This is a genomic window from Thermoanaerobacterium sp. PSU-2 (assembly GCF_002102475.1).
Classification (GTDB): Bacteria; Bacillota; Thermoanaerobacteria; order Thermoanaerobacterales; family Thermoanaerobacteraceae; genus Thermoanaerobacterium.
Genome location: NZ_MSQD01000007.1, coordinates 43,743 through 69,565 on the forward strand (window position 1 = coordinate 43,743; position 25,823 = coordinate 69,565).

A 25,823-nucleotide genomic window follows, 5' to 3' on the forward strand; every position below is an offset into this window, starting at 1 on the left:
CTGCTTTATGCAGTGCTTGTGTCTATATTTTCATGTGGAATATTATAAAACAGTTTACAAATAAAGTCAAGTATTATACGGCACTAAATCTATTTTCTTTTAATCTCCTTGCCGCATTCTTTCTCACGTTTTCTATGGTTTCCTCTGATACAGCTCTTTCAAAGCTCCTGAATCCTCCAAGTTTGAAGCCGTGTTTTTTTGCCAACTTTGCTATCGTATCAACTTGCTCCACCGTTAAGTCTCTACCTAATGAGAAATTTTCTATCATGCCTTCCATTGCAAGTATCATTGTCTCTGCCATACACGCATAACTTGTCTTTGGCGGAAAACCAAAATTGAAGTGAAAATCCACATCGCCTGGCACTTCTACGACACCACCTTCTATAACCAATACATCGTCTCTTGCATCAGCAACTTCTTTAGACACATCTCTTGGCCTTGCCACATCGCAGACGACAGCACCGGGTTTTAGGTATTCAGGCTTTATAATGGTATCTACAGCACTTGTGACTGTCACAACTATGTCTGCGGTCTTCAAAGCGTCTTTTACGTCAGATGTGACTCTTGCAGCCATGCCTGTCTTCTCCAATAGGTATTTGCTGAAGTCCTCTAATTTTTGCTTGTTTCTTGCCACCAATGTCATGTACTTGGCTTCTCTGGAAAGTATCTCAGCGCACACTTTTCCTATGGAACCTGTAGCGCCTATTACTACAACCTCTGAATCCCTTATATCCTTTCCCATAAGCTCAGCAGCTTTTTTTGTGCCTTCTATGGCAGTAGCGATTGTATAGCTGTTGCCTGTAGTTACAGCAATATTGAGATTTTTTGCCACTGTAATCCCTGCATCTCCAACTACAGACGTCAAAGCACCTAATCCTACGATTTCAGCTCCCAAATTTTCTGCTATCTTGCCAGCTTTAATAATTTTTTTCATGACGTAATCTTCCGGAAGGCTCATCATCTGATTAGAGATAAGCGGCACTGCTACAAAATAGCCTTTCGTTTCAGCATACTTGCTTTTTACACCTGTTATCTCCGATACTTTAAGAGGCGGCAGCATTTTTGTAAATCCCTCTACAACGCTGCGGGGCAATTTATTCATAATCTTAAACTTTCTGCTGACATCTTCGTATTCAATTGGATGTATGATAAAAGCGAACTTGTGCATGTTAAATCATCCTTTCAACAAAATATTTACTTTTCTATTGAGGCTTTTTCACCGTTTAGATATTCTACCCTCGGCTCAAAGCCAATCTTATCGAGAAGCATATTGTAATCATCCGGTTTCATCTCAGATGGACTTTTGCCTGATAGCGATACGAGCACAGCTTCCATTACATTGGTGCCAAACGACCTTCCATTTAGATTTGGTGTCGTTGTGATAAGAAGCTTGACACCTCTATCTTTAAGCATCTTTACATCATCTTTTGTGACAGTATTTGTCACGATAATTTTGTCTTTCAGATCGTCAGGCATGTACTTTTTGACAAACAAATAATCGCCTGCTATTATGTCAGCTTCTTTATAGAATTTTTCGTACTTTCTGCCGTCTATTGAAAGCTGCTTATCTCCTGTAGGGTACAACATTTCAAATGGCATCTTCACTATTATAGGGGCTATAATGGCTGCCAATCCGTAAAGAAGTTTAAGTGAATGAAGTGGTATCGGCACACCTAAGGCAAATATCATATCGCCAAGCGTCAAATCAGCCCCATACTCATGAAATGTCTGAGTCATGCCGAACCGATCCATCGCACTCACTATGAGAACTTTCTTGCCTTTTATGTCCACTATGTTGTTGTCATGTATGTATTTTATTACCCTTCTTTCAAGCGTATTCTTAAGGCCAGAACCATCTACGATTGGCGATATCTTAGCAGCATTTTTAAGTGGAACCGCATCTTTTATGACATACCTTCTCTCTCCGGCATACAGGTACAAGTCTATACCGCCCATGCCAAATGCATCGACTTTCCCGTCAAGCTCTTTTATAAGCTCTATGGCTTTTTTCATATCGCCATCTGTGCCAATTCGTTCGATTATAAACTTTTCTCCTAATATCTCCGTCTCTACTCTGTTATTCCTTGTTGATGAGCCTATGCTTACGCTCACTACCCTTTTCACAAGATCATCTCCTTAAAGTATCCAAAATCTCAATTATGAGTTCAGGCTTTACAAAGACATCCTCTGTTATTGGAGAATGCCCTATGTTGACGCAAATCACTTCTTTGTCAAATATGGCTTCCATCAAATTTGTCCTTTTGTCAGAGCCAAGAAATATAATCGTGTCGTAAGACTGTACCTTTGCGATTATGTCCATAACCATATTAAAAAGCTCTGCACCCGTCATATTATCTGCAATGCCAAGGCGCTCTTTTTCAGACAAAAGCAAGATAAAATCAATGCCATAATCTTTCAATAATTTTTCAATTTCTTCTTTATTTTTAATTGGAAATCCTATTACCGCAATGTTTCCTCCTTTTCTCACCTCGCCTATGTTTTCCAACCTTGATATAAAGCTTCTATCGACTTTAAACTTTGACGCCGTCTCTTGCTGTGAAAAACCATTAACTCTCATTTCGATCATTTTGTCTATGATGTTGTGAAGCTTTTTGGTGTTTATTATCTTCTCGCCTATTTTTACAAAATCCATATTAACCATCCTTTATGTGCACAAATTGTGCTCATACTATTTATAATTCTACTACTTCCTGGCATATATTTCAAGATGGATTTAAGGCAAATGAAAAATTACTTCATTTGCCCCATATTTTTTCTATAGGCTTCATAAGCATCTCAATGAGCTTATTTGTGGCGGTAATTTTTACATCGAAAGCAACTAACAAATTAAGAGTATATCCTATTGCAACAAGTATAAAAAACACTACCACTTCTTTTGTCTTTTTCTTCTTTATAAGCCCAGGCACTTCCATAAATATTACTATCAAAAATATTAACGTTATTCCCAATGCGTTTAACATACATAACCCTCTTTTACCTTGGTTCAATTGGCTTTGAAGTAAGTCCAGACCTCTTTAGTGTGGCCTTCACGCTTACATTCACTTTTACGTTTGGATAAGTCTCATCCCATCTGTCCTTCAATTTTTCCCACACTTTAGGATATTTTTCTTGAAGCTTCTGTCCGAACCCTACAGAGTCAACCTTGTACTTCTTCTGGACTGCATTTAAAGCGTCCAAGACTTCGCCTTTTACCTTCTCTTGCTGCAGATCTTCAAGGCCTTTTATCATCTTAAGGTCTGTAAGAGCGTACCTTGAATTCTGTTCTATCATGTTTGAGTCAAAATTGATCTTTACATCAAATGAGACATCTTCGCCATTTACTTTTGGAGTGATAGAAGAATTAGCTTTTATTATAGTAAATGAAATGTGAGTCTTATCTCCCTTTGGTCCTTTATCAATGACAAGGGATGTATTTTTAATCAAGTTGTCCATCCACATTATACCTTTTGTCTCTTGTTCCGACAAAAGCCCTACCATCTTATCGTACTTAAATGCTGCAGCACCTACAAACCTGGCGTGCTGCGGCTCACCATCCTTCTTTACAATCTCTAATCTGCCTACTATAGGCTGTACCTTTTCTGTCTCTAAAGTCTCTACAAAGTGGTTTATATCGCATACATAGGCTGAAGATGTGTTTTTTTGGTTTTGAATCATGCCCAGAATTTCTCGATACGGGTACTTTTCAACACTTTTTGACAATTTCATAAGGTCATCGAGGGTTCCTCCGGATACCACCACCAGATAAGATGTCCTTCTAAACTCGGGATTCCTGGTGACAAAGTCCAGCATGCTGTAAATACCCGATCTCGCCAAGTTTTCACCTATGAATATTATTTCATTGTGCTGGAGAAAAAGCGTCCTTGAAAGTTCTGTATTGAAATTCGAAAATGCCTTTGCGAAGTCGACACCTCTTGAGCTGTACACCTCATACGGCTTTCCTGCCGCAGCACCACCTCCACCACCGCCAGAACTTGTAGCTAAATTTGCTGGCTTCAAAACTTGTACAGTGATGTTGCACATCTTGTCTTTGTCTATGTCCATCCCTATGCCTTGCACAAATGCCAGCTCATTTATCTCCCTTTTGTCCCAGCAGCCTGTAAGAAGCAATGATAGTATGACAAACAAAATCAAAACTCTTTTCATAAACAATGCCTCCCCAGATGTTGAAAAATTCAACCTCTTGTGTAATTCTGCCTCTTTACATTTCTTCCAGCTACCTTATGAGGCCTGAATATCTTTGCCCACCATGGTATCCTTATAAACACGTCATTTAGTTCTCTGGTGTTGGAAGGTGCAATTGGCGACAAATACGGAACTCCGAATGATTCCAACGATGCTAAATGCGCCAGTATCATCATAAGCGCCATTATTATGCCAAAAAATCCTAGTGTACCTCCGACTAATAGCATGGCAAACCTTAAAAGCCTAAATGTTATAGCTATATTAAATGCAGGTATTGAGAATGAAGCTATTCCTGTCAATGCAACGACGATTACCGTCGCAGCAGACACAAGGCCTGCCTGCACTGCCGCCTGACCAATGACCAAAGCGCCGACGATGCTTACAGCTTGGCCAACCTGCATTGGAAGCCTTATTCCTGCCTCTCTCAATATCTCAAAGAAGAATTCCATCAAAAATGCCTCCATTAGAGTCGTAAATGGCACTCCTTCTCTTTGGGCTGCGATAGATATAGCCAAAGGCGACGGTATCATTTCCTGATGATACGTTACAGCCGCCACGTAGATAGATGGCAATGTAAGCGACATAAGCATTGCCGCAAGCCTCAACACTCTAAAAAGAGTCGATATATAGTACCTTTCGTAATAGTCCTCTGCTGACTGGAAAAATTGGACGAAAATCGTCGGCACCACCAACACCTCTGGAGAACCATCTGAAATGATAGCAACTCTTCCTTCTAAAAGCTCTGCAGCAATCTTGTCTGGCCGCTCTGAATGCTCAATCTGAGGAAATGGTGAAAACGGATTGTCCTCTATCATTTCCTCTAGATATCCGCTGTCAATGATTCCGTCCATGTCGATTTTGCTAAGCCTTTTTTTTACTTCCTCAACGACTTCATCTTTCGCCACATCTTTAATGTAAGCTACTGCCACGTCCGTCTTGGTGTACTTGCCGATTTTTAAAGATTCTATGACAAAATTAGGGTTTTTTATCCTCCTTCTAAGCATGGAAGTATTAACCCTAAGTGTCTCCACAAAAGCTTCTTTTGGTCCTCTTACGACAGCTTCAGTGGTAGACTCAGATACACTTCTCTGCTCCCAACCTCTCGTACTTATCACAATGGATTTGTCTACGCCATCAACAAAAACAGGCGTATCGCCGCTTAAAATGCTTTCCACCACATCACCAAATTTTTCTACTTCCTTTATGTCTGCCGTTGTTATGAAGTAATTTAAAAGGGACTCGTAGACGTTTTTTTTGCTTAAATAATTGTTGTCTAATTTTCTGCTTTCCAATGTTATAGGCTCCATTATATTGTTGTTTATAAGCGCCTTATCTACAAGTCCATCCACACAAACCAAAAAGCCTTTTACCTTTTTTTCTCCTATCCTGAACTCTCTGAAAATCACATCACTACTTTTGTCCAATAGCGTCTTTAGCACATCTATATTTTTATCGATATCATCGTACAACCCCATTTCTTTATAATTTTCCACCAAATAAGTTCTGTCCATAAAAACCATCTCCAAATTTATTATTCCAAAAACACATGTAGAATATAATTGGCACAAAAATCAAATAATATTTCATGTATAAACATTTTAAGGAGAAGAACATGTTCAGGAATATATTGAGTTATGAAGCAACAACAGAAAAAAAGATCTCGCCAAAGCAATTCATATACTTGATAGTATCAGTTATACTGTCTACAGCAACGATATTTTTGCCATCTATTGTTGCATCAAAAGCTGAACAGGATTCTTGGATGTCTGTAATAATGGCGACAGCATTCAGCATTCCAGTATTTTGCTTATATTATGGCATATCCGCCATATTTAAAGACAAAACCCTATTTTCTTTTTTAGAAGATATTTTTGGAAAAATCATAGGCAAAATAATCGCTTCTCTTTACCTTTCATTTTTCATCCACTTAGCTGTAATAATGTTAAGAGAGCTTTTTGAAATCATGAGAGGTGCTTTTATGCCTAAAACACCGCCGATAGTCTTTTCACTTGCATTGATGATTGTGGCATCATACGCTGTCACAAAAGGGTTTGTAGCAATCGCCAGAATGAATGAGGTGGTATTTCCTTTTGGGATGGGACTTTTAGGATTCGTCATTTTTTTCTCAATGCCTTATGTGAAATTTGAAAATTTTCTTCCTATCTTGGCAAACGGACTATTGCCACCCATGAAAGGAGCTTTGCCACTTATATCGTGGATGCTGGAAAGCGTAATAATATTAGCCATATTTCCACACATATCCGAAAGCAAAAAAGTCTTAAAAAGCGGCGTAATATCTCTTTTATTTATCTCTTTTGCGCTTATGCTGGGTGTACTTGCAATAGGAATATTCGGTTCTAAAACCACTGCAGACTTTAAATTCACTGCACTGGAAATGACCCGCACCATAAGGCTTAGCAACTACTTCGCAAGGCTTGACTCTATAATAATGGCTATCTGGGTAGAAGGCATTTTCATGAAAATAACGGTTTTTACTTACATAATCGTGAAGGGATTTTCAGATGTGTTAAACTTTGAAGATTACAGATTTGCTGTGCTTCCAATTGCAGCCATAATGATCCCAATGTCCGTATTCGTATCGTCAAATGTAGATGAACTGTACAATTTTCTGAAAGACAAATTTTTCTACGAAACAGTCATTTTCGAAGTCATATTACCTCTGTTTATATTTTTTGTTGCAAAAATAAGAAAGCTGGACAAAAAAACAAATGTCCAGCAAAAAAAGTAATCACAATTTTTCTATGTTCCGCTCGTATATTATCCTAAGCCCTTCCAAAGTCAACATGTCATTTACCGTATTTATAACCTTTGATTCCTGTGCAATCAGCTTTGCAAGGCCACCTGTCGCTACCACATAGGCGTTTTCCGCAAATTCCTTTTTCATCTTAGCGACGATGTAATCCACCATGCCTGCATGGCCATAAATCAATCCTGCCTGCATGCTTTCAACGGTATTTTTGCATATGACCTTCTCAGGCTTTACAAGCTCTATCTTAGGAAGCTTTGCAGTCCTCTGAAAAAGAGCATCAGCAGATATGATAAGTCCTGGTGCTATAGCGCCGCCTAAATACTCACAGTTCTTAGAAACTGCGCAAAAAGTAGTGGCTGTGCCAAAATCTATTATTATGACAGGTCCCCCGTACAGTTCATAAGCTGCCACAGCATTTACGATTCTATCTGCACCTACTTCTTTTGGATTGTCGTATTTTATATTTATACCTGTCTTTATCCCTGGACCTACCACCAATGGATACACATTGAAGTATTTTATAGTCATGGCTTCCAGCGTGTGCATTATAGGAGGCACAACAGAAGATATTATGACGGCATTTATGTCGCTTAAATGCATATTTCTGTACTCAATAAGTTGTTTTATCAATATTCCATATTCATCAGACGTCTTCGACTTATCTGTTGAGATTCTGAATGAATACAAAAGCTTTTTCCCATCGTATACGCCTAAGACGATGTTTGTGTTTCCAACATCAAAGACCAACAGCATTTAGATACATTCCTTTCATGCTATATTATAAAGCAGGCATATAGCCTGCTTTATTGCTTAACATATCTTTTTACAGATCTTACAATGATTGTTGTTAGAATAACTGCGATAACAACTTCAAATATTGTATTTTTAAGCACCACCATAAGCGCGACTTGCACTGTCAAATACTTCTTTAAAACAGCTAATCCCAGCACGCCAACCGTATTTGTAAGAGTTCCTGCAACCGCTGCAATACCGGAACTTTTCGTTAACTTATACGTGTAATACGTTACAATTCCGATAAGCAGCCTCGGCAGTATCGCCACAAGAGGGTCTGCAAAAAGCGGGGTATTCTGCCTTATAAAGCTGGATACGCCGAAGATAAGCCCTATAAAAGTGCCTACATAAGGTCCTTCTAATATAGAACCTATTATAGTTGGTATGTGCATCGTTGTGGCATTGGCAATGCCTAATGGTATATAACCTAAAGGGGTTGTAGCCATTACGATAGATATGGCTGATAACATACCAGCAATTGTAATCTGCCTCACACTAAGCTTTGAAGCCATATTTACACCTCCAATCCAGTTCCATTGTGGATACCGGTCGAACTATTGCAATATTTTAATATGTCCAGCTCGTAAGATGCCGGCAAGATAATTCTACCAAAAAAGCGGATGTATATCAAGCATTGCATCATTTCACGTACAAAAGCACATCGCCTGTATTTACAGAAGCGCCCTTTGAAACATTTATGGATATTACTGTGCCGTCGTAGGGTGATGTGATTTCATTTTCCATCTTCATAGCTTCCAGTATTAAAAGCACATCGCCTTTTTTGACTGCCTGTCCTTGGTTTACTTTGACATCCAGTATAGTACCAGGCATTGGTGCATTGATTGGGAAACCGTCTTTGACTTCATTTTTGACTTCCATCGGTGTACTTTTTGCATTTACCTTTACCTCACTTTTAGAGGCAGTTTCTTCTTGCGATTTTTTCTCGCTTGCAATATCTTTTACTTCTTCCACTTCCACATCGTATTTTTTCCCATTGACAGTCACTATAAATTTTCTCATTTTCATCCTCCTAATCTATCTCATCTGACTGTAAAGGCCAGCTTTTCTCCATTCCGGCATATTTGAATCGGCTCTCTTTATTGATTTTATGCGAAAATTCTTTGCATACTGACCAAACGCCGCATAAATCGCAGCTTCAATGACAGCGACTATTTCTTCATTTATCTCTTCCATTCTTCCACTTCCTTTAAATGCGATTTTATACAGGAAAATTGCCATGCTTTTTGCTTGGCCTTGATTCCCTTTTGCTCATAAGCATATCAAACGCTGAGATGAGACGTGGTCTCGTCTCTTGTGGCAGAACTACATCATCTACATATCCTCTCGCTGCAGCCCTGTATGGATTTGCAAAATTCTCTCTGTACTCATTTATCTTCTCATTTCTTGCAGCGATTGGATCATCAGATGATTTTATCTCATTCTTAAAAACAATATTTGCCGCTCCATCAGGTCCCATGACCGCTATCTCGGCAGTAGGCCATGCCAAAACAAAGTCAGCCCCTAAGTCTTTGCTGCACATCGCAAGGTAAGCACCGCCATAAGCTTTTCGCACAATAAGAGTCACTTTTGGCACTGTAGCCTCAGAGTAAGCATACAACATCTTAGCGCCATGGCGTATTATTCCACCGTACTCTTGATTCGTGCCAGGCAAAAATCCAGGGACATCCACTATATTGAGAAGTGGGATGTTAAAAGCATCGCAAAACCTTATAAACCTTGATGCCTTGTCAGATGCATTGATGTCAAGACATCCAGCCAAAACTTTAGGCTGGTTTGCTATTATCCCTACTGTCCTTCCATTAAGCCTTGCAAATGCTGTTATTATGTTCTGCGCATACATTTCCTGTGATTCAAAATACACGCCTTCATCCACTATTTCCGAAATGAGTTCCTTCATATCATAAGGCTTATTTGGACTATCTGGTATTATCTCCACAAGCCTATCAGACAATCTGTTTATATCATCATCTGTGGCCATTTGCGGCGGATCTTCCAAATTGTTTGATGGAAGATAACTTAATAGCTTTCTCACCATCTCCAAACACTCTTCGTCGTTTTCAGCTCTAAAATGCGCCACACCGCTTTTTGTGCTGTGAGTAATCGATCCCCCAAGCTCCTCTACAGAGACGTCTTCCCCTGTCACAGCTTTTATTACCTGCGGCCCAGTTATAAACATCTGGCTTGTCTTGTCTACCATGAATATAAAGTCAGTAAGAGCAGGCGAATAAACTGCACCTCCAGCGCTGGGCCCCATTATCACTGATATTTGCGGTATTACGCCTGATGCCAGCGTGTTTCTGAAAAATATGTTGCCATATCCCGATAAAGCATCCACGCCTTCCTGTATTCTGGCGCCTCCAGAATCATTTAACCCGATGAGTGGCGCACCCATCTTTAAAGCCATATCCATTATCTTTGTGATTTTCTTTGCATGATACTCGCCTAATGATCCTCCTAAAACCGTAAAATCCTGTGCATACACGTAGACAAGCCTTCCATCTATCGTCCCATACCCTGTCACTACGCCTTCGCCAGGTATCCTTTGCTTTTCCATGCCAAAGTCAATACACCTGTGCTCAACATAGGCATCTATTTCTACAAAGCTATCCTCATCTAAAAGCTTGTATATCCTCTCTCTTGCAGTAAGCTTTCCCTTTTGGTGTTGTTTCTCTACTTTATCTAAACCACCGCCTTCTAAAACCATCTCTCTTCTTCTAAGAAGGTCTTCAATCTTATCATCTATTGACATCAATTTACCTCCTTTGTATGTTACTAACTTCTAATATATCATATTATGACCTAATAATAAATATCCTTTTAAGCTTTTACTCTTAAAAATATTTAAAAGCGGATGAAAGAAGTTTTTCTCAAATCCGCTTTTTAGATAATTCTATTTCATTAAATCTTTAATACTTTTAGACACTTCTTTTACAACATCATCAAGTCCAAAATATCCTTTTTGCATTTTAAGCTTTGACAAAAGCCTTAAATACTGTTTTAGAGTCCCCATAATGACCACCTGAGAGCTTTCGATGCTCATGTTTACGCAGCCTCTCTCCACTGCCGCTTCTCCGCCTAAAGCTAACATCTCCTGTTTTATGATGTTGGCAGCCGCTGGATGGACGTCATAAAGCTTTACGGCGCAAAACACGGCTTTTGGAGCCATCATGGATACAGAAATGTCTTCAATGTGAAGCTTTTTCAATTCGTCTTTAGCCTGACTTAAATTTTGTATACTAAGCATCTCACTTTTCATATCAAAATAGACCTTTAATGTTGCCCTCCTCATCTATATCCATCTTTTCTGCCGCAGGCGACTTAGGAAGCCCTGGCATCGTCATAATATCGCCCGTCATTGCAACTATAAATCCAGCTCCAGCAGATATGTTTAATCTTTTTACAGTAATGTTAAATCCCTTAGGTCTTCCTAAAAGCTTCGGGTCATCTGACAGTGAATACTGAGTCTTGGCAACACATACAGGAAGATGGCTAAGTCCCAATTTTTCTATGTTTTTAAGGTCTTTTACAGCTTCTTTAGTGAACTCCACGTCATCCGCGCCGTAAATCTCCCTTGCTATGGTTCTAATCTTATCTTCAATAGATGTGTCCAGTTCATATATTGGCTTAAAATCAGACTCTTTTTCACATGCATCAATCACTTTTTCTGCCAACTCAATGCCACCTTCGCTACCTTTTTCCCAAACTTCTGCCAAAGCCACCTCTACGCCTAAATTGCTGCAATACCTTTTTACAAACTGGATTTCCCTATCCGTATCGTGCGTAAACTTGTTGATAGCGACGACTACTGGTATTCCATACTTTTGCACATTTTCTATCTGCTTCCCAAGGTTCTCTATGCCTTTTTCAAGTGCATCAATGTTTTCTTTTGATAACTCTTCCTTTTTAAGTCCACCGTGCATCTTAAGAGCCCTTATGGTCGCCACAACTACAGCAGCGCTTGGCTTTAATCCTCCATACCGGCACTTTATATCAAAAAACTTTTCTGCCCCTAAGTCAGCACCAAAACCAGCCTCCGTCACAAGGTAATCTGCCAGCTTTAATCCATATCGCGTCGCTATTATGCTGTTGCACCCATGAGCGATATTTGCAAAGGGACCACCATGTATGAATGCAGGAACATTTTCCAAAGTCTGCACCAGATTAGGCTTAATAGCATCTTTAAGCAAAAGTGCCATTGCACCATCGGCTTTTAAATCTTTGGCTGTGACAGGATTGTCGTCCTTGTCGTAGCCTATTATGATCTTGCCCAATCTTTCTTTCAAATCCTTAAAATCTGTTGCAAGGCACAAGATGGCCATTATCTCTGATGCCACAGTTATTATGAAGCCGTCCTGCCTCGGATATCCATTTGCTTTCCCTCCAAGCCCTACGACGATTTCTCTTAAGGCCCTGTCATTCATATCAATTGCTCGCTTCCACGTAATGCGCCTTACGTCGATATTTAGTTCATTTCCTTGATGTATGTGGTTATCAATCATGGCAGATAACAGATTGTGGGCAGAACCTATTGCATGCATATCACCTGTAAAATGCAAATTTATATCTTCCATAGGTACCACCTGTGAATAGCCTCCACCAGCAGCACCGCCTTTTATTCCCATACAAGGGCCTAATGACGGCTCTCTTAAGGCTATTGCAACCTTCTTTTTAAGCTTATTTAAGGCTTGTCCTAAGCCTACTGTTACAGTAGATTTTCCCTCACCTGCAGGTGTAGGGTTGATAGACGTAACCAAAATGAGCTTCCCATCTTTTCTGTCTTTTATCTTCTCCCAAAGCTTTTGCGACACTTTAGCCTTGTAATTTCCGTAAAGCTCCAGGTACTCATCTTCTATTCCTATCTTCTCACCTATATCAGCTATATGCTTCATTTTGGCTTCTTGCGCGATTTCGATGTCTGTTTTCAAACTAATCCCCCCAGTGATTAATTTTTAAGCCCTAAGTATATGTTCACAATCGTCCCAGTGCCTTTTTTGCTGAATATCTTTAAATCCCCGCCGTATTTATTGAGGATGTTTTTGCTAATAGATAGCCCTAAACCTGTACCGTCTTTTTTTGTAGTAAACAAAGGCACCATCACTTTTTTAAGTGTTTCTCTGTCGATTCCACCGCCGTTATCTGCTATCTTTATTATAACCTTATTTGTGTAAGAATTAAATCTAGTCGTTATCCATATCTTCCCTCCAGAGCCGATGGCCTGAAAAGAATTTTGAAAAACATTTAATAGCACTTGCTTTAGTTGGTTGTTTTCTATCTTCACCATCGGAACTTCTCTCAATTTTTTTATTATTTCGATTTGCCTATGTTTTGCTTCTGCTTCAATTAAGATCATGTACTTTTCAATAAGCTCGTTTAGGTCAATGCCTTCATCGGGGCTATTTCTAACTACGCCTAAATAACTCATCACCAAATCTATTATTCTATCTGATTCGCTTATGATGGTGTCAAAAAAAGAAGCATTCGCTTTGTCTTTAAGCTGCATAAGCTGCAAAAATCCTTTTATAGATGTGATGGAATTTTTTATCTCGTGAATTAGCGACACAGCCAAGCTTCCCATCAAGTTGAATTTTTCACTTCTTTCGATGATCTCTCCGAATTTCAGCTTTTCTGTAACGTCTTTTACGATGATACATAAAAAGTTATCGTCGTAAGTGTCTGCTACCTCCATAGACAAAAAACGCCCACTGTCTTTTACATTGTAAACGACGATCTTATTGCTTACTATTTCGTCAAAGTTTATCTTTTCATCTAATGATTTCAGCACTTTTTCTGCGTCTTTGCGGTAAGCCTTTTTGTAGTCTAAACACATAAGCTGGCAAGCAGCCTTGTTTATATACTCTATGCGCCTTCTCTTATCCATAAGCAAAATACCCGTATCCACCATGTCTACAAGCTTAAATCTATTGTACAGAAGATCCAAATACGCGTTTACGTCTCGCATAGTATCTAACTCACTTTTTACAAAATTAAGGGTAGAAATGATGCAAAGCTTTCTCCCATCATCGGAATTCAAAAAATTATCCACCATCTTAAATCTCAATGTAAAACCATATCTGGAATTCAAAGTAATATCATATATGTTTTCATCCACTTTCTTAGCTTCATTAAGAAAGAAGTTTTTAAAAAAGAAATCGTAATTTCCCCCTATATCATCGTGATTAAATCCCAATAATCTTAAGAGAACTTTGTTTATATATATCACTTCACCGTCAAAATTTTTTAAAATAGTAAATCCTTTTAGTCCATCGACTAAGTCAAATATCCAATTGTAGTTAGGCTCCTTCGATGACCTTATCATTTTGTCCATGATAATTCCTCTTTTCTTTAGTATAAGTTTTAAGGCGACACTTATATATTTTGACATAATTGTCAAAAATCCTTCTTATTCTGACAAACTTTTTCGATATTTTATAAAAAATTTATTATTTTTATATATAAAAAAATAAGCCTTATGCCTTTATCACAGGACATAAGACCTCACTCAATATTACCAAACCTTTATGTAATTATCACCTTTTTTCAAAAGCACAATTGGACCTATTGGACCATCTCCCCGCTTTTTCGCATCTAAATAGTCAGTATCCAAAACCAGCTCTTTGCCATCTGGAGTTTCATACTCCGCATCCACAATCCTCACTCTTTCCAATGTCTTTGTCGAATGAATATCGCCTACAATATTTTCGAATTCATCTGGCAATTGCAGTGAAAGGTAGACTTCATCTCCTTCATCAATGATGGTAAGTTTGGGGTCGAAGTCCTTTTTAACAAGATTGTCTTTTTCTTTCTCAAATGGCTCTGCACCATTGAAGTATGCATTTTTATTGATGTAGACCGGTTGTTCCACTCGCTCAAATCTTTCTAAATCGCCAGGTACTTCATTTACCTTTTCAATGTACTCCTCTAAAGATGTTGTATAATTGTTGTAATGAGAAGTTCCCACATTTTCTAATCCATCTTTTCCTATGAAGATATTGTTGTAGAATCGATCATCTCCCCCGTATACAAATGCAAATCCCGCAATTTCAGTGCTGTGTGGAAGATGGTATTGAGTCGAGCGGTTTAGCACTTTTCTCTGATTCATCTTGCCTGCGATTAAATTGTTTATATACGCTCCACCTTGTGACATGTTGTCTATAGCATACTCAGAAGCTAATATATTGTGATCAACAACATACGGCCCATGGCTTACTTCAACAAACATATCTCTGTTATTATTGTAAAACAAATTTTTGCTGACTCTTGTGCCTTGTGCTTCCCAATCCAGCCATAACCCTAATGAGCAATCGTGAATACGGTTATGGTGAATCTGCACATCTATGGCCGCATGTAGCTTTATCCCTGCTATCTCATGGCCGTAGAATTCCCTTTTCAATGCGATATTGTAAATATGGTTATTGTAAATTTCACTAAAGACTCCTCCTAAGTGCCCAACAATGGCATTTTGTCCACAATCGTAGATCGTATTGTTTCTAATGATATGTGAACCTATCTTTTCTTTCGACCAACCATTCCTCTCAGCATTGAAAACAGCTTCTAATTGATACTGATACCCAGGCTTGTCTTTCCGTATAGAGCGATAATTGTTGCCTGTTGTGGCTTCTTTGCCGATGCTTATTGCGCTGCATTTAGCATCATGTATGATATTGTCCTCTATTATCCACCCTTTGCTCCAGTTAGGACCTATAAGCCCTGGCTGATCTGCTGTCGGGGGCGCCCACGGTGTTGCAGCATGTGCCATCTCGAAGCCTTTAACTGTAATATAATCTATGCCTGTTTCGACAGGATAAAAGCACGATCTTCTGACGTTTATCTCCACAAATTCTTCGTTGGGATCAGCACCTTGAAAATTAGCGTAAATCGTAGTCTTTTCCGAGTCTACTTCAGCATACCAAACGTACTTCGTTTGTTCTACATTGTGAACAGGTACAATCTTTTGGGTCCAGTGATCAAGGACTTCTGTCCTAACTTGTGGATTAAAAAGATCTTCATATCTCGTGACTTCATAAAACGACATGCCATTTAAGTATACATCTCCTAAGTGTTTTTTCTCATCAACCGTAAGCAGCCAATCTCCAAAAATTTCTTCTTTGTATGGATTGAATTCCCCAAAGAAAGAATTGGGCAACTGACATTTCCACACGTTTCCATCTACATGCTGCCAACTTTGAATCCTCTCTGAACCTTTTATTATTACTCTTTCACCTTCTGCCGCCTTGTAGGTAATCCTTCTTTTGTCGCTTAACCCTTTATACTTTGGTTTAACCCATTCCCGGTATACTCCTTCATGGACTATAATTGTGTCGCCAGCCATTGCAACAGACGCAGCCTTATTTATAGTCAAAAACGGATCTTTAAGCGTTCCTTTCCCTTCATCTGAACCAGTCTTAGCCACATGGTATTCCATTTCTAAAACCCCTCCTCTTTAAACGATTAATTCTATTTTAAGCAAATGCCTATTGATATATCTATGCAAAAAGTAGTATACTTTAAGACAATATTAGTGTTTTTTTAGGAGGGACTCTTATGGTCTTTTTTCAAAAGCATGGTGTAAATGAAAAAGATCTCTTCCGCTTTTTTTCACTTAAGAATTATCAATTTCCATATCATTTTCATAGAGCGTACGAACTTATATACTTAAATGACGGCCAATTATCTATCTCTATAGACAAAAAAGAATACATACTGAAGAAAAATGATTTAGCCTTTGTGTTTTCAAACCAGATGCATGAATTTAAGACAATCGATCGCTCTGATATAACAATCATCCTGTTTTCCCCAGAACTTATCGGAGATTTTTACATGAATTATAAAGGCATGATCCCTGAAGATAACATACTGCACTTGGATAACATCATAGATTTCAATAAGCTTGGTTCCATCTACGGTAAAAAAAGTTTTTTATATTCACTGTGCGATAAGTTAGTAAACCATACCTCATTCATTCCTTCAAGACAATCGACTAAGACAAAAGTTCTATACAAGATGCTGCTTTTTATTGAGCAGAACTATTCAAATGACTGTACATTAAAAAAGGCAGCAAAATACCTAAATTACGATTATCCATATTTATCAAAACTATTTATCCAGCAAATGGGCATGACTTTTACAGAGTATCTAAACAACTACCGCATTTCACAATCATGCTACATGTTAAAAAACAGCAATCTTTCTGTAAGCGAAATCGCAATCAATTGTGGATACAACAATTTGCGGACATTTCACAGAAACTTCAGGAAGATGACAAATATGTCCCCGAAAGAATACAGAGAATTAGATTAATCGCAAAAGCAATATTAACTGATGTCTTAAAAAGTTTGAAAGCAATTCATGAAACTAAAAAAGACATACAAAGTAAATTGTATGTCTTTTAAGTTATGCTTCTTCGCTTTGATTCGTCTCATCTACATTTTCGCCATTAAAATACTTTTCAAATTCCTCTGCGTTAAGTTTCTCTTTCGTCATCAAAGCCTGTGCAATTCTATGAAGCTTATCTATATTCTCTTTCAACAGTGTCTCAGCCTTGTTGTAGCATTCATCGATGATCCTCTTCATCTCTTTGTCGATATCGTACTGAACTTCTTCACTGTAATTGCGGGTCCTGCCCAAATCTCTGCCAATAAATATTTCATCATTGTCTGTGCCAAAAGTCATAGGACCTAATTTCTCGCTCATGCCGTACTCTGTAACCATCTTTCTCGCTATGTTTGTGGCTCTTTCTATGTCATTTTGTGCACCTGTAGATATATCATTCAAAACAAGACTTTCAGCTACACGTCCTCCCAAAAGGTGGACAATCTCATCCATCATCTCAGACTTGGACATGTAGTACTTGTCTTCTTCAGGAAGCAGCATTGTGTAGCCGCCTGCTCTTCCTCTTGGAATGATCGTTACTTCGTGTACAGGAGGTGTATTAGGAAGGAGTTTTGCAACAACAGCATGACCTGCTTCATGATACGATACAAGCTTTTTGTCTCTTTCTGATATTACCCTGCTTCTCTTTTCTGGTCCTGCTATTACTCTCGTAATAGCTTCTTCCAGCTCCACCATAGTTATCTGCTTCATGCCTTTTCTGGCAGTCAAAAGCGCAGCTTCATTCATGAGATTTTCAATATCGGCTCCTGTAAAGCCCGGCGTCCTTCTTGCCAAAACTTTAAGCGACACATCAGGTGCGAGAGGCTTGTTTCTGGAATGTACTTTTAAGATCTCCTCTCTTCCTTTGATGTCTGGAACACCTACAGTAACATGCCTGTCAAATCTGCCAGGCCTTAAAAGAGCAGGGTCAAGGATGTCTGGTCTATTCGTAGCAGCTATGACTATGATGCCTTCATTTACACTGAAACCATCCATCTCAACCAGCAACTGATTTAATGTTTGCTCTCTTTCGTCATGTCCACCGCCTAATCCTGCGCCTCTATGGCGACCAACAGCATCAATTTCGTCTATGAAAATTATACAAGGAGAATTTTTCTTGGCTTGTTCAAAAAGATCCCTAACTCTCGATGCACCGACACCTACAAACATCTCCACAAAGTCAGAACCACTTATGCTGAAAAACGGAACACCAGCTTCACCTGCTACAGCCTTCGCAAGCAAAGTTTTACCAGTTCCAGGAGGTCCTACTAAGAGAACGCCTTTAGGTATACGAGCGCCTAAATCTAAGAATTTCTTCGGAAATTTCAAAAACTCTACTATTTCCTGCAGCTCTTCCTTTTCCTCATCGGCACCAGCCACGTCATTAAAAGTGACTCTCCGCTTATCATCTGTTACCATCTTAGCACGGCTTTTGCCGAAAGACATGACTCTATTGCCACCACCGCCTTGTGCTTGTTGCATAAACACATACCACAAAACTACAAGTACAGCCACCATAAATAGCGTTGGCAAAAGAGAATACCACCAAGGAGCACCTTGAGGCGGTTCGCTCTTGACAACAAGTTTATTGTCCTTAATATATGGTGTCAAGAAATTCATAAACGACGTCACATCAGGCACGTTGCTGCTAAACTGTGTGCCGTCTTTCAAAGTACCTGTAATGCTTGTGCCAGAAATAGTCATCTCTGATACATTGTTTTTGATAATCTGGCTGTACAGTTCAGTAACGTCAATAGCCGCAGGTTGTTTAATATTATCAGTATACAATTGTACCATTGCATATAATGCGATAATTATAAGTATCCATATAACGATACCTCTGATCGTTTTATTCAAATATGGCCCTCCCTTCAAAGCCGTATCACTTAATTTATAATAACATATACCATATAAAAAAACAAATTTTAGCTGTACATTTCAGGTTTCAAAACGCCTATAAAAGGAAGGTTCCTGTACTTTTCATCAAAGTCCAATCCATAACCTACTACAAACTTATCAGGTATCTTAAACCCCACATAATCGACTTTTACAGATGCTTCTCTTCTCTCCGGTTTGTCTAATATCGTGCATATTTTCAAGCTTTTTGGCTTTCTTCCAAGCAGAGTTTCTCTCAAGTAAGACAGAGTTAAACCGCTGTCAATTATGTCCTCCACAATTAGGACATCTTTGCCTTCTATGCTTATATCAAGGTCTTTAATTATCTTTACTATTCCCGATGAATGTGTTGAGCTTCCATAGCTGGAAACAGCCATAAAATCAAGTGATAAAGGTAAGTCAATACACCTTGATAAATCAGCCATAAACATTAAAGCACCTTTTAAGACTCCTACCAGCATCAAATTTTTCCCTTCGTAGTCCTTCGTAATCTGTCTCCCAAGCTCTTTTATCTTTTCTTTAAGCTCTTCTTCTGTGATCAAAATTTCATCGATGTCCTTTGATAAATTTTCCATCAAATTTCCTCCTTAATCTTGTTTAATATACTCTATAGACAATATTTTTTTTGTGCCATCGCGTACTTTGTACTTTTCAGACATTCTATGTCCCACAATCCACAAAATAGTGCTGCCAATAGCTAATAATGGTATCTTATCTCTCTCCTCTCTTGGGATTTTCTCATCGATAAAATACTCTTTAAGTGTCTTTGTCCCTCTCATGTTTAGAGGCGAGATGAAATCTCCAATTCTCCTATGCCTTACGACTACATCGCCATCGATCAAATCAGCATCGAAAAGCTTACGGTATCTACCTAAATTAAGGCTTTCTATTGATTCTCTATCTATTATCTCCGCCTTATATACACCTAAACATCCACCATCTGTTACGCCGGGAATATTAAGCTTAACTTCGCTAAAATCTCGCTTTTCATAAAATGTTCTTTTTCTGAATATAAGATTATTATAACTTTTTATAACTTCAATTTCAAAGGGTAAATCAATTTTTGACGATGTCTGCTTGTCCATGATATCTAACACATCTTCCACGTGTTTAAATGTAAGTTGATTAAGATCTCCCTTTAATTTCTTATAAGCCAATCTAATGATTCTTCTTCTTATGGAACTGTGCAATTTTTTTATCCCATCAATGTCAAGTTTAACATTTCCATTATCAAAGTCAGCAATCTCATTAAATATTTTTTCAGATTCTTGGCTTAAATAATCTTCATCATCAAGCACGATCTGTGATGTTCTGTACAAATTTTCAACTATGTCTACATCAAAATTTTCTTCAATAAATGGTATCAATTTTAGCCTTATTCGGTTTCTTCTATACACATCTTCTTTATTTGTAGCATCTATCACATATCTAAGATCTTTTGATGTTAAGTAGTCAAGTATTTCATCTCTTGTGGTCCTTATAAGTGGTCTTATGATGCATCCATTAACAGGCTTTATGCCTACAAGTCCAGTTGTGCCAGCACCTCTTAAGATGTTTAAGAGAACCGTTTCGGCTACGTCATTTTTGTTGTGGGCAATGGCGATTTTGTTTCCACCAACTTCTTTAAACACTTTATTAAAAGCACTGTACCTTATTTCCCTTCCGGCAGCCTCCTCAGACAATCCCTTTTCTTCAGCGTATCTTCTCACGTCTTCCTTAAATAAAAAAAATGGGATATTTATTCCCTTGCAAAGCTTCTCAACGAACAACGCATCACTATCTGCATCGGCTCCCCTCAGCATATGATTCACATGAACCACAAAAAGCTTAAGCTTATACTTTTCTTTTATCTCTAAAAGCAAGTTAAGAAGGCAAATTGAATCAGGGCCTCCAGATACTCCTATTACGATTTTATCGCCTTTTTCTATCATTCTGTATTCTTTTATCGTCTTTTCAAAGCTATCTATCATATATATCCCCTACACCGCCAAAATCATAAGTACAACGAATATCATACCCACTATAAAAAGCATGTAATTTAAATACATTGACGCCTTTTCACTAAAGCAGCCATTTTTAAAATTGACATACAGTTTATTTATATCGTACGTGCCATTAAGCGCCTTCATTATGACAATATAAAACTTTCCAAGTCTTATTTTTGATTGCTTTAGGACTTCTCCTATCGTGTGGTAATCGTGTCTAAACGTCTTGCCCATTACAAGGCATACAAAAAGCATCCCTGCTTCAAACGACAGATACCCGGAATCCGCTTTTCTTAATCCCACTTTCCAACTGGCTCTGTCAAACTCAGGAGTAAATTCTTTTACAGTATCATCTTTAGCAGATGTCGAACCGTAGTCAATAAGCACTATGCGCTTTTTTATCTCATCCATCATAACATTGGATGGTTTTAAATCTGTGTAAAAAATGCCTAATCGCTTTAATCTAATCAAAGCATCTAAAATCACAGTAAGTATGTATGAAGCATTCTCCAAATCAATGCCTGATTTAATCAATCTATCAAGGCTATACCCGTCTATGTATTCCAAAACGATATAGTGATACATTTTATTATACAATATTGCGTCATCTAAATCAAATACACGTGGAGCAAAATCGCAATTTTTCAATGATGTCAACACTTTGTACTCTCTCGTAATGCTTATTAAGTCTTCACTTATCTTAAGCGCATATTTTAAATTTTCATCGTCGTGAACAAGGTATACATCGGCCACACCGCCATGCCCAATTTTTTTATCGACTACGTATTTCCGTCCATTATGTATGCCTTTCAAAACATAGCCATTCTCAAGCATTAGCCGATACCTCTTATAGATTCGACTTCTGTATCAAAAAGCGATGTAGCCAGCTTTATCGCATGGTAAGTAGGGGTATTTCCACCTGCCTTTAAGTTCTTAAGGCCAATTTCTATATCATTTATCTTCGATGTAAATGGGCATATAATCTTCGCATAAGCATCATTTCCATCTGGAAATCCTATTAGACAAAATTGGCTTTTGCCTTTTCTCACTTTCATAGTGCTTAGAAGATCGATTATTCCATTCACCGCTTTTTTTAATTTTCTTGCCATACTTCCACTTAAGTCCAGCAAAATTGCGCATCTTATATCTGAAATATCCAGAAGTCTATCGATGTATTCTACGATTTGAGATCGCAATACAGGATGGAGTTCTTCTATATTTTTCCCTATGAGTCTCATCAATTCGCTATCTAACGTATCGTACAAAGTTTTTTCGGCTGATTTTTGCGTCACCGCCGATAAAGACCGTATAAAATCATCTGAATAAATTATGTCATACACGCCACCACCAGAACTTGCAATATCTTTTATCTCTTTTATAGACAGATTTCCGTCGTCCACGATGCCTATAGAGCTTACTCGAATTCCCTTCCTAAACGCTAAAAAAGCTGCATCTGCTGGATTCCCACCAACATTTGATTTGCCATCTGTAACGACGATTATCTGATTTATCAAAATTTCCAAAATCAAATCCCTCCATAAGATTTTTTATTATTTTTGCCATCTTATGGAAGGATTATTCAGCTTACAATCGCTTTTTCCAAACTTTCACCACAAGCACTGTCATGTCGTCCTTAGGCTTGTTTTCACAAAGCTCAAGGCATTTCTTCATTATAGCTTCAGCCATATCCTGAGGATCTTTCATATCAAGGTTTCTTAAAAATCTTGCCATGCTTTCTTCTTTGTTACCATCAAAGCAATCTAATACTCCGTCCGTCGTCAAAATCACAAAATCTCCGTCTTTTAACTTCCTATCGTGGATGTCTGCATCGACGTCTTCCAAAATACCAATAGGCAGTGAACTGGATTCAATCACATCCACATCTTTTCCGCTTTTTATAAATGTAGCCGAGGCGCCGATCTTTATAAACTCTGCATCTCCCGTAAACAAATCTATAAACGATATGTCGACTGTTGAGAACATCTCCTCTGCTGACCTTAATGCCAGAATAGAATTTATAGTTTGTACAACCAATCCTTTGTCAAATCCCGCTTCAATGAATCTTTCCAGCAAAGATATTGTCGTGCTGCTTTCAGAAGCTGCTCTGTATCCAAAGCCCATGCCATCGCTTAATGCCGCCATGTACTTTCCGCCTTCCAGTTCCATGAAAGAGTACGTATCACCAGATATTTTGTTAGCGCTTTTGCTGATTTTGCTAATGCCTGTGGATACTTGATAGCTTTCAGCTCTTGTAAGAGTCAAACTGCACCGCCCTTTATTATTTATAGAACACAAAGTATTTTTCCGCTCGTATTTCTCCCCCATAATCTCTGATACAGCCGGAATAATTTTTTTCTCGCATTCTTTAGCTGCATAACAGGCTTTCTTGTATATCTTTATCACCACATTTCCATCTCCCGCATCGTAAACTATGGCGTCGTCTACAGGTATGCCTCTTTTATCTAATTCTACAAGCAAATACTGTTCAAGATCGTCCTTGAAAGTGATGTCCATGCCTATATCGTCAGCCATGTTTGATATAACAGACGAAATGCCTTTTAACTGGTTTGAGACAATATTCTTGGCATCTTTAAGCCTTTCCCTCCACTGCATGTTTATCTTATAAAGCATGAGGTTGTGCTTTGTACAATTAAGAAGTTCTGGAAATCTTATGCACTTTTTATAAAGTTTATTGTTTTCTACATTGCCTGTACTCTCAAGACTTTCTACTAAATCAAACATGCTTTTATACGTAAAATAAAAGTCTTTATCCCAGCACATTTTGTACATAGCACAATCAGTGCAAGTCTTATTAGCTATTTCTTCAAAAAGATATGATATATCCTTGTGATCTAAGATCTTCTCATTGGCCTTTTTAAAGCTTTTCCCTAACTCATCAAAAACCTCAGCATATTCTTTCAATTTATCAGTCACAACTTCTTTAAGCTTTACGCTGTAGCTTCGCTGCAATGAACCTTTATCGCCTTTTACAATTGAAACAAGATGATCCAATCTTTTTTTAGGAACAGATAAAAATACTAAAGAAGCTAAAGCAAAATCGTAAGGACTGATGATCATATTTGCAAATGCATTGACATAAAATGTCATAATGGCAGCAGCAGTGAAAAACCCCAAGGCGATTCCCAACCTGCCAAGTTTTTTCATGCTTCCAGACAAAAGACCTGTAAATCCGTATAAGCCTACAGATGTAGGAGTATTTGTAAGAGCAAGGCTTCCAATAAGACCAATGGTAGTTCCTACGCTGGCACCCGTTCCAACACCGCCCATGTACGAACTCATCAGTATGGTAAGTATGCCAAATGAGCTATTTAAGTTAAATCTCCATATCTTTATATTATTAAGCCCCAATATAAAAATGCTTAGCAGTATGCACAATGATATGATTTCTTCGTTTGATATGACTTTCCTGTTTGAATTATTTAAAAGCAAAATTGCCTGGTTAAATATGAATACCATCAACATGGCTATGACAGATTCGTAAATAGACGTCATCACGTCAAACAACAGAAATCCATACGCTTTGCTGTAGATGAGGTCTACTAAAAGCAGCGAGAAAAATGTTATCAACGCCACTTTAAAGATGTTTTTGCTTTTAACTTTTAATAGATACTCAAAAGCCAATATCAAAGCCAAAATGATTAGATACTTGATGCTATTGACACCAGGTAAAGACAATACTCCAAGGTAAACGCCAATTCCCGACAAAAAATACTTTCTCTTTTGCATTATAAGCGATGCAAAATACGCCACACCGAACGGGATAAGGTTGTCCATTATTTGTGCGCGGCCAATGACAAAACCTATTAATGCAAAAACTAATGCATTGAATATAAATTTTACATTGTCTTTTTGCAATTTTTCATTGCTTTCTTTCCTTCCTATCCTTGAGTAAGGAAGAATATCAGCACTCTGCATATTTACCACCACCATTTTTTTGATATGATTATAGCATCCAATATAAGGTAAAATTTGTAAATATATGGTGGTAGCCTAAATTTTTTTAACGACATTTTATATAAATAAAATAAAAAAAGCTACAATTTTGTAGCTTCTCTCATAATATTCAAATTTGGTGACCCCGACGGGATTCGAACCCATGTTACCGCCGTGAAAGGGCGATGTCTTAACCACTTGACCACGGGGCCTAAGACATATCATATTTTATCATATTTTGTAGTTTTGTCAACAATCAAATTTATCCTTATCTATCTTACTCCGTAAAATATGTCAATAAATTCTCCTTTAGAAATCTCGCCTACAATATTATGCTTATCTTTAAGGTAATTTACTACATCGTAAATGTCTATCTTTGCTTCATGATGGCTTCCTCTTTGCCTGTGAGATTCGGCGACTCTCTCCTTGCCTATATCATTAAGCTCTGTTATCAATATCTTGCCGCCTTTTTTCAATACTCTCACCATCTCATCAATGGCAACATTATAGTCTTTCATGTGGTGCATTGCATTGTAGGATGTGACAACCTCAAAAGATTCATCAATAAACGGCATCCTATGTGCATCACCATGTACAAACAAGATTTTGCCTTCCACATCTTCATTGCTTATGATTTCTTTAGCTTTTTTTAGCGTGTCAATATTGTACTCTAACGACACCACATCATAGCCGTACCTGGCCAATGCGTAAGCCATACGGGCTCTACCAGTACCTACGTCCAGCGCAAACACATGTCCTTCACCCAATAGATCTAAAGCCCGTTTCAAATCTGATTCAATATCAATTGCCAATTGTATCACCTCTAATGTTAT

At 38.1% G+C, this 25,823-nt stretch carries 24 protein-coding genes and 1 tRNA gene; 2 read left to right on the plus strand and 23 right to left on the minus strand.

Features of this window, described 5'->3' with window-relative positions:
• Positions 1 to 73: 73 nt before the first annotated feature.
• The 6 genes from BVF91_RS07065 to BVF91_RS07090 form a co-directional block, all read right to left on the minus strand.
• Positions 74 to 1,168 carry an NAD(P)H-binding protein gene (locus BVF91_RS07065; RefSeq protein ID WP_085112749.1) on the minus strand — a complete coding sequence of 365 codons (1,095 nt, stop codon included), beginning with the start codon at positions 1,166 to 1,168 and terminating at the stop codon, positions 74 to 76.
• 26 nt (positions 1,169 to 1,194) lie between these two features.
• Positions 1,195 to 2,124 (minus strand): DUF8754 domain-containing protein, encoded by a 930-nt coding sequence (locus BVF91_RS07070; protein ID WP_085112750.1) that lies wholly within the window; start codon positions 2,122 to 2,124, stop codon positions 1,195 to 1,197.
• Between the two features lie 4 nt (positions 2,125 to 2,128).
• Complete coding sequence (locus BVF91_RS07075; RefSeq protein ID WP_013787090.1) at positions 2,129 to 2,653, minus strand: hypothetical protein; 525 nt, start codon at positions 2,651 to 2,653, stop codon at positions 2,129 to 2,131.
• A 103-nt stretch (positions 2,654 to 2,756) separates the two neighbouring features.
• Complete coding sequence (locus BVF91_RS07080) at positions 2,757 to 2,981, minus strand: hypothetical protein (protein ID WP_085112751.1); 225 nt, start codon at positions 2,979 to 2,981, stop codon at positions 2,757 to 2,759.
• A gap of 13 nt (positions 2,982 to 2,994) precedes the next feature.
• On the minus strand, positions 2,995 to 4,164 hold the full coding sequence (locus BVF91_RS07085; protein ID WP_085112752.1) for a Ger(x)C family spore germination protein: 1,170 nt from the start codon (positions 4,162 to 4,164) through the stop codon (positions 2,995 to 2,997).
• 29 nt (positions 4,165 to 4,193) lie between these two features.
• Positions 4,194 to 5,714, minus strand: a complete 1,521-nt coding sequence (locus BVF91_RS07090; protein ID WP_085112753.1) for a spore germination protein — start codon at positions 5,712 to 5,714, stop codon at positions 4,194 to 4,196.
• 101 nt (positions 5,715 to 5,815) lie between these two features.
• On the opposite strand from BVF91_RS07090, the gene BVF91_RS07095 reads away from it, so the two are divergent.
• Complete coding sequence (locus BVF91_RS07095) at positions 5,816 to 6,952, plus strand: GerAB/ArcD/ProY family transporter (protein WP_085112754.1); 1,137 nt, start codon at positions 5,816 to 5,818, stop codon at positions 6,950 to 6,952.
• Here BVF91_RS07095 and BVF91_RS07100 read toward each other — a convergent pair whose 3' ends face one another.
• From BVF91_RS07100 to BVF91_RS07135, 9 genes are all read right to left on the minus strand, one after another.
• Positions 6,953 to 7,726, minus strand: coding sequence for a type III pantothenate kinase (locus tag BVF91_RS07100; protein ID WP_085112755.1), 774 nt, complete (start codon positions 7,724 to 7,726; stop codon positions 6,953 to 6,955).
• A 50-nt stretch (positions 7,727 to 7,776) separates the two neighbouring features.
• Positions 7,777 to 8,277 (minus strand): ECF transporter S component, encoded by a 501-nt coding sequence (locus BVF91_RS07105; protein WP_085112756.1) that lies wholly within the window; start codon positions 8,275 to 8,277, stop codon positions 7,777 to 7,779.
• A 127-nt stretch (positions 8,278 to 8,404) separates the two neighbouring features.
• Positions 8,405 to 8,785, minus strand: a complete 381-nt coding sequence (locus BVF91_RS07110; RefSeq protein ID WP_085112757.1) for a biotin/lipoyl-containing protein — start codon at positions 8,783 to 8,785, stop codon at positions 8,405 to 8,407.
• Between the two features lie 15 nt (positions 8,786 to 8,800).
• Positions 8,801 to 8,959 carry a hypothetical protein gene (locus tag BVF91_RS13280; RefSeq protein WP_168170193.1) on the minus strand — a complete coding sequence of 53 codons (159 nt, stop codon included), beginning with the start codon at positions 8,957 to 8,959 and terminating at the stop codon, positions 8,801 to 8,803.
• Between the two features lie 25 nt (positions 8,960 to 8,984).
• Positions 8,985 to 10,535 carry an acyl-CoA carboxylase subunit beta gene (locus BVF91_RS07115; RefSeq protein ID WP_085112758.1) on the minus strand — a complete coding sequence of 517 codons (1,551 nt, stop codon included), beginning with the start codon at positions 10,533 to 10,535 and terminating at the stop codon, positions 8,985 to 8,987.
• A gap of 141 nt (positions 10,536 to 10,676) precedes the next feature.
• On the minus strand, positions 10,677 to 11,042 hold the full coding sequence (locus BVF91_RS07120; RefSeq protein WP_085112759.1) for a hypothetical protein: 366 nt from the start codon (positions 11,040 to 11,042) through the stop codon (positions 10,677 to 10,679).
• A 1-nt stretch (position 11,043) separates the two neighbouring features.
• Positions 11,044 to 12,711, minus strand: coding sequence for a formate--tetrahydrofolate ligase (locus tag BVF91_RS07125; protein WP_085112760.1), 1,668 nt, complete (start codon positions 12,709 to 12,711; stop codon positions 11,044 to 11,046).
• A 17-nt stretch (positions 12,712 to 12,728) separates the two neighbouring features.
• The gene (locus BVF91_RS07130) at positions 12,729 to 14,111 is read right to left on the minus strand and encodes an ATP-binding protein (RefSeq protein WP_085112761.1); all 1,383 of its coding nucleotides are present in this window, start codon (positions 14,109 to 14,111) and stop codon (positions 12,729 to 12,731) included.
• A 180-nt stretch (positions 14,112 to 14,291) separates the two neighbouring features.
• Positions 14,292 to 16,208, minus strand: coding sequence for a right-handed parallel beta-helix repeat-containing protein (locus tag BVF91_RS07135; protein WP_085112762.1), 1,917 nt, complete (start codon positions 16,206 to 16,208; stop codon positions 14,292 to 14,294).
• A gap of 119 nt (positions 16,209 to 16,327) precedes the next feature.
• Between BVF91_RS07135 and BVF91_RS07140 the strand changes: the two genes are divergently transcribed.
• A complete protein-coding gene (locus tag BVF91_RS07140) occupies positions 16,328 to 17,083 on the plus strand; it encodes an AraC family transcriptional regulator (RefSeq protein ID WP_085112763.1) in 756 nt (251 codons plus the stop codon).
• A gap of 93 nt (positions 17,084 to 17,176) precedes the next feature.
• Here BVF91_RS07140 and ftsH read toward each other — a convergent pair whose 3' ends face one another.
• The 8 genes from ftsH to BVF91_RS07180 all read right to left on the minus strand — a co-directional run bounded on the left by ftsH (position 17,177) and on the right by BVF91_RS07180 (position 25,802).
• Positions 17,177 to 19,012 (minus strand): ATP-dependent zinc metalloprotease FtsH, encoded by a 1,836-nt coding sequence (gene ftsH / locus BVF91_RS07145; RefSeq protein ID WP_085112764.1) that lies wholly within the window; start codon positions 19,010 to 19,012, stop codon positions 17,177 to 17,179.
• A 68-nt stretch (positions 19,013 to 19,080) separates the two neighbouring features.
• Positions 19,081 to 19,626: a hypoxanthine phosphoribosyltransferase gene (gene hpt / locus BVF91_RS07150; protein ID WP_085112765.1), complete on the minus strand. Its 546-nt coding sequence runs from the start codon at positions 19,624 to 19,626 to the stop codon at positions 19,081 to 19,083.
• A gap of 12 nt (positions 19,627 to 19,638) precedes the next feature.
• Complete coding sequence (tilS, locus tag BVF91_RS07155; RefSeq protein WP_085112766.1) at positions 19,639 to 21,021, minus strand: tRNA lysidine(34) synthetase TilS; 1,383 nt, start codon at positions 21,019 to 21,021, stop codon at positions 19,639 to 19,641.
• A 9-nt stretch (positions 21,022 to 21,030) separates the two neighbouring features.
• Positions 21,031 to 21,870: a protein kinase domain-containing protein gene (locus BVF91_RS07160; RefSeq protein WP_085112767.1), complete on the minus strand. Its 840-nt coding sequence runs from the start codon at positions 21,868 to 21,870 to the stop codon at positions 21,031 to 21,033.
• Positions 21,870 to 22,559 (minus strand): vWA domain-containing protein, encoded by a 690-nt coding sequence (locus BVF91_RS07165; protein WP_240495837.1) that lies wholly within the window; start codon positions 22,557 to 22,559, stop codon positions 21,870 to 21,872. Before BVF91_RS07165 ends, BVF91_RS07160 begins: the two co-directional genes overlap by 1 nt.
• 61 nt (positions 22,560 to 22,620) lie before the next feature.
• Positions 22,621 to 24,972 carry a stage II sporulation protein E gene (spoIIE, locus tag BVF91_RS07170; protein ID WP_085112768.1) on the minus strand — a complete coding sequence of 784 codons (2,352 nt, stop codon included), beginning with the start codon at positions 24,970 to 24,972 and terminating at the stop codon, positions 22,621 to 22,623.
• A gap of 155 nt (positions 24,973 to 25,127) precedes the next feature.
• Positions 25,128 to 25,202: transfer RNA gene (locus BVF91_RS07175), tRNA-Glu, on the minus strand.
• A gap of 60 nt (positions 25,203 to 25,262) precedes the next feature.
• Complete coding sequence (locus tag BVF91_RS07180; RefSeq protein WP_240495838.1) at positions 25,263 to 25,802, minus strand: class I SAM-dependent methyltransferase; 540 nt, start codon at positions 25,800 to 25,802, stop codon at positions 25,263 to 25,265.
• Positions 25,803 to 25,823: the final 21 nt, after the last annotated feature.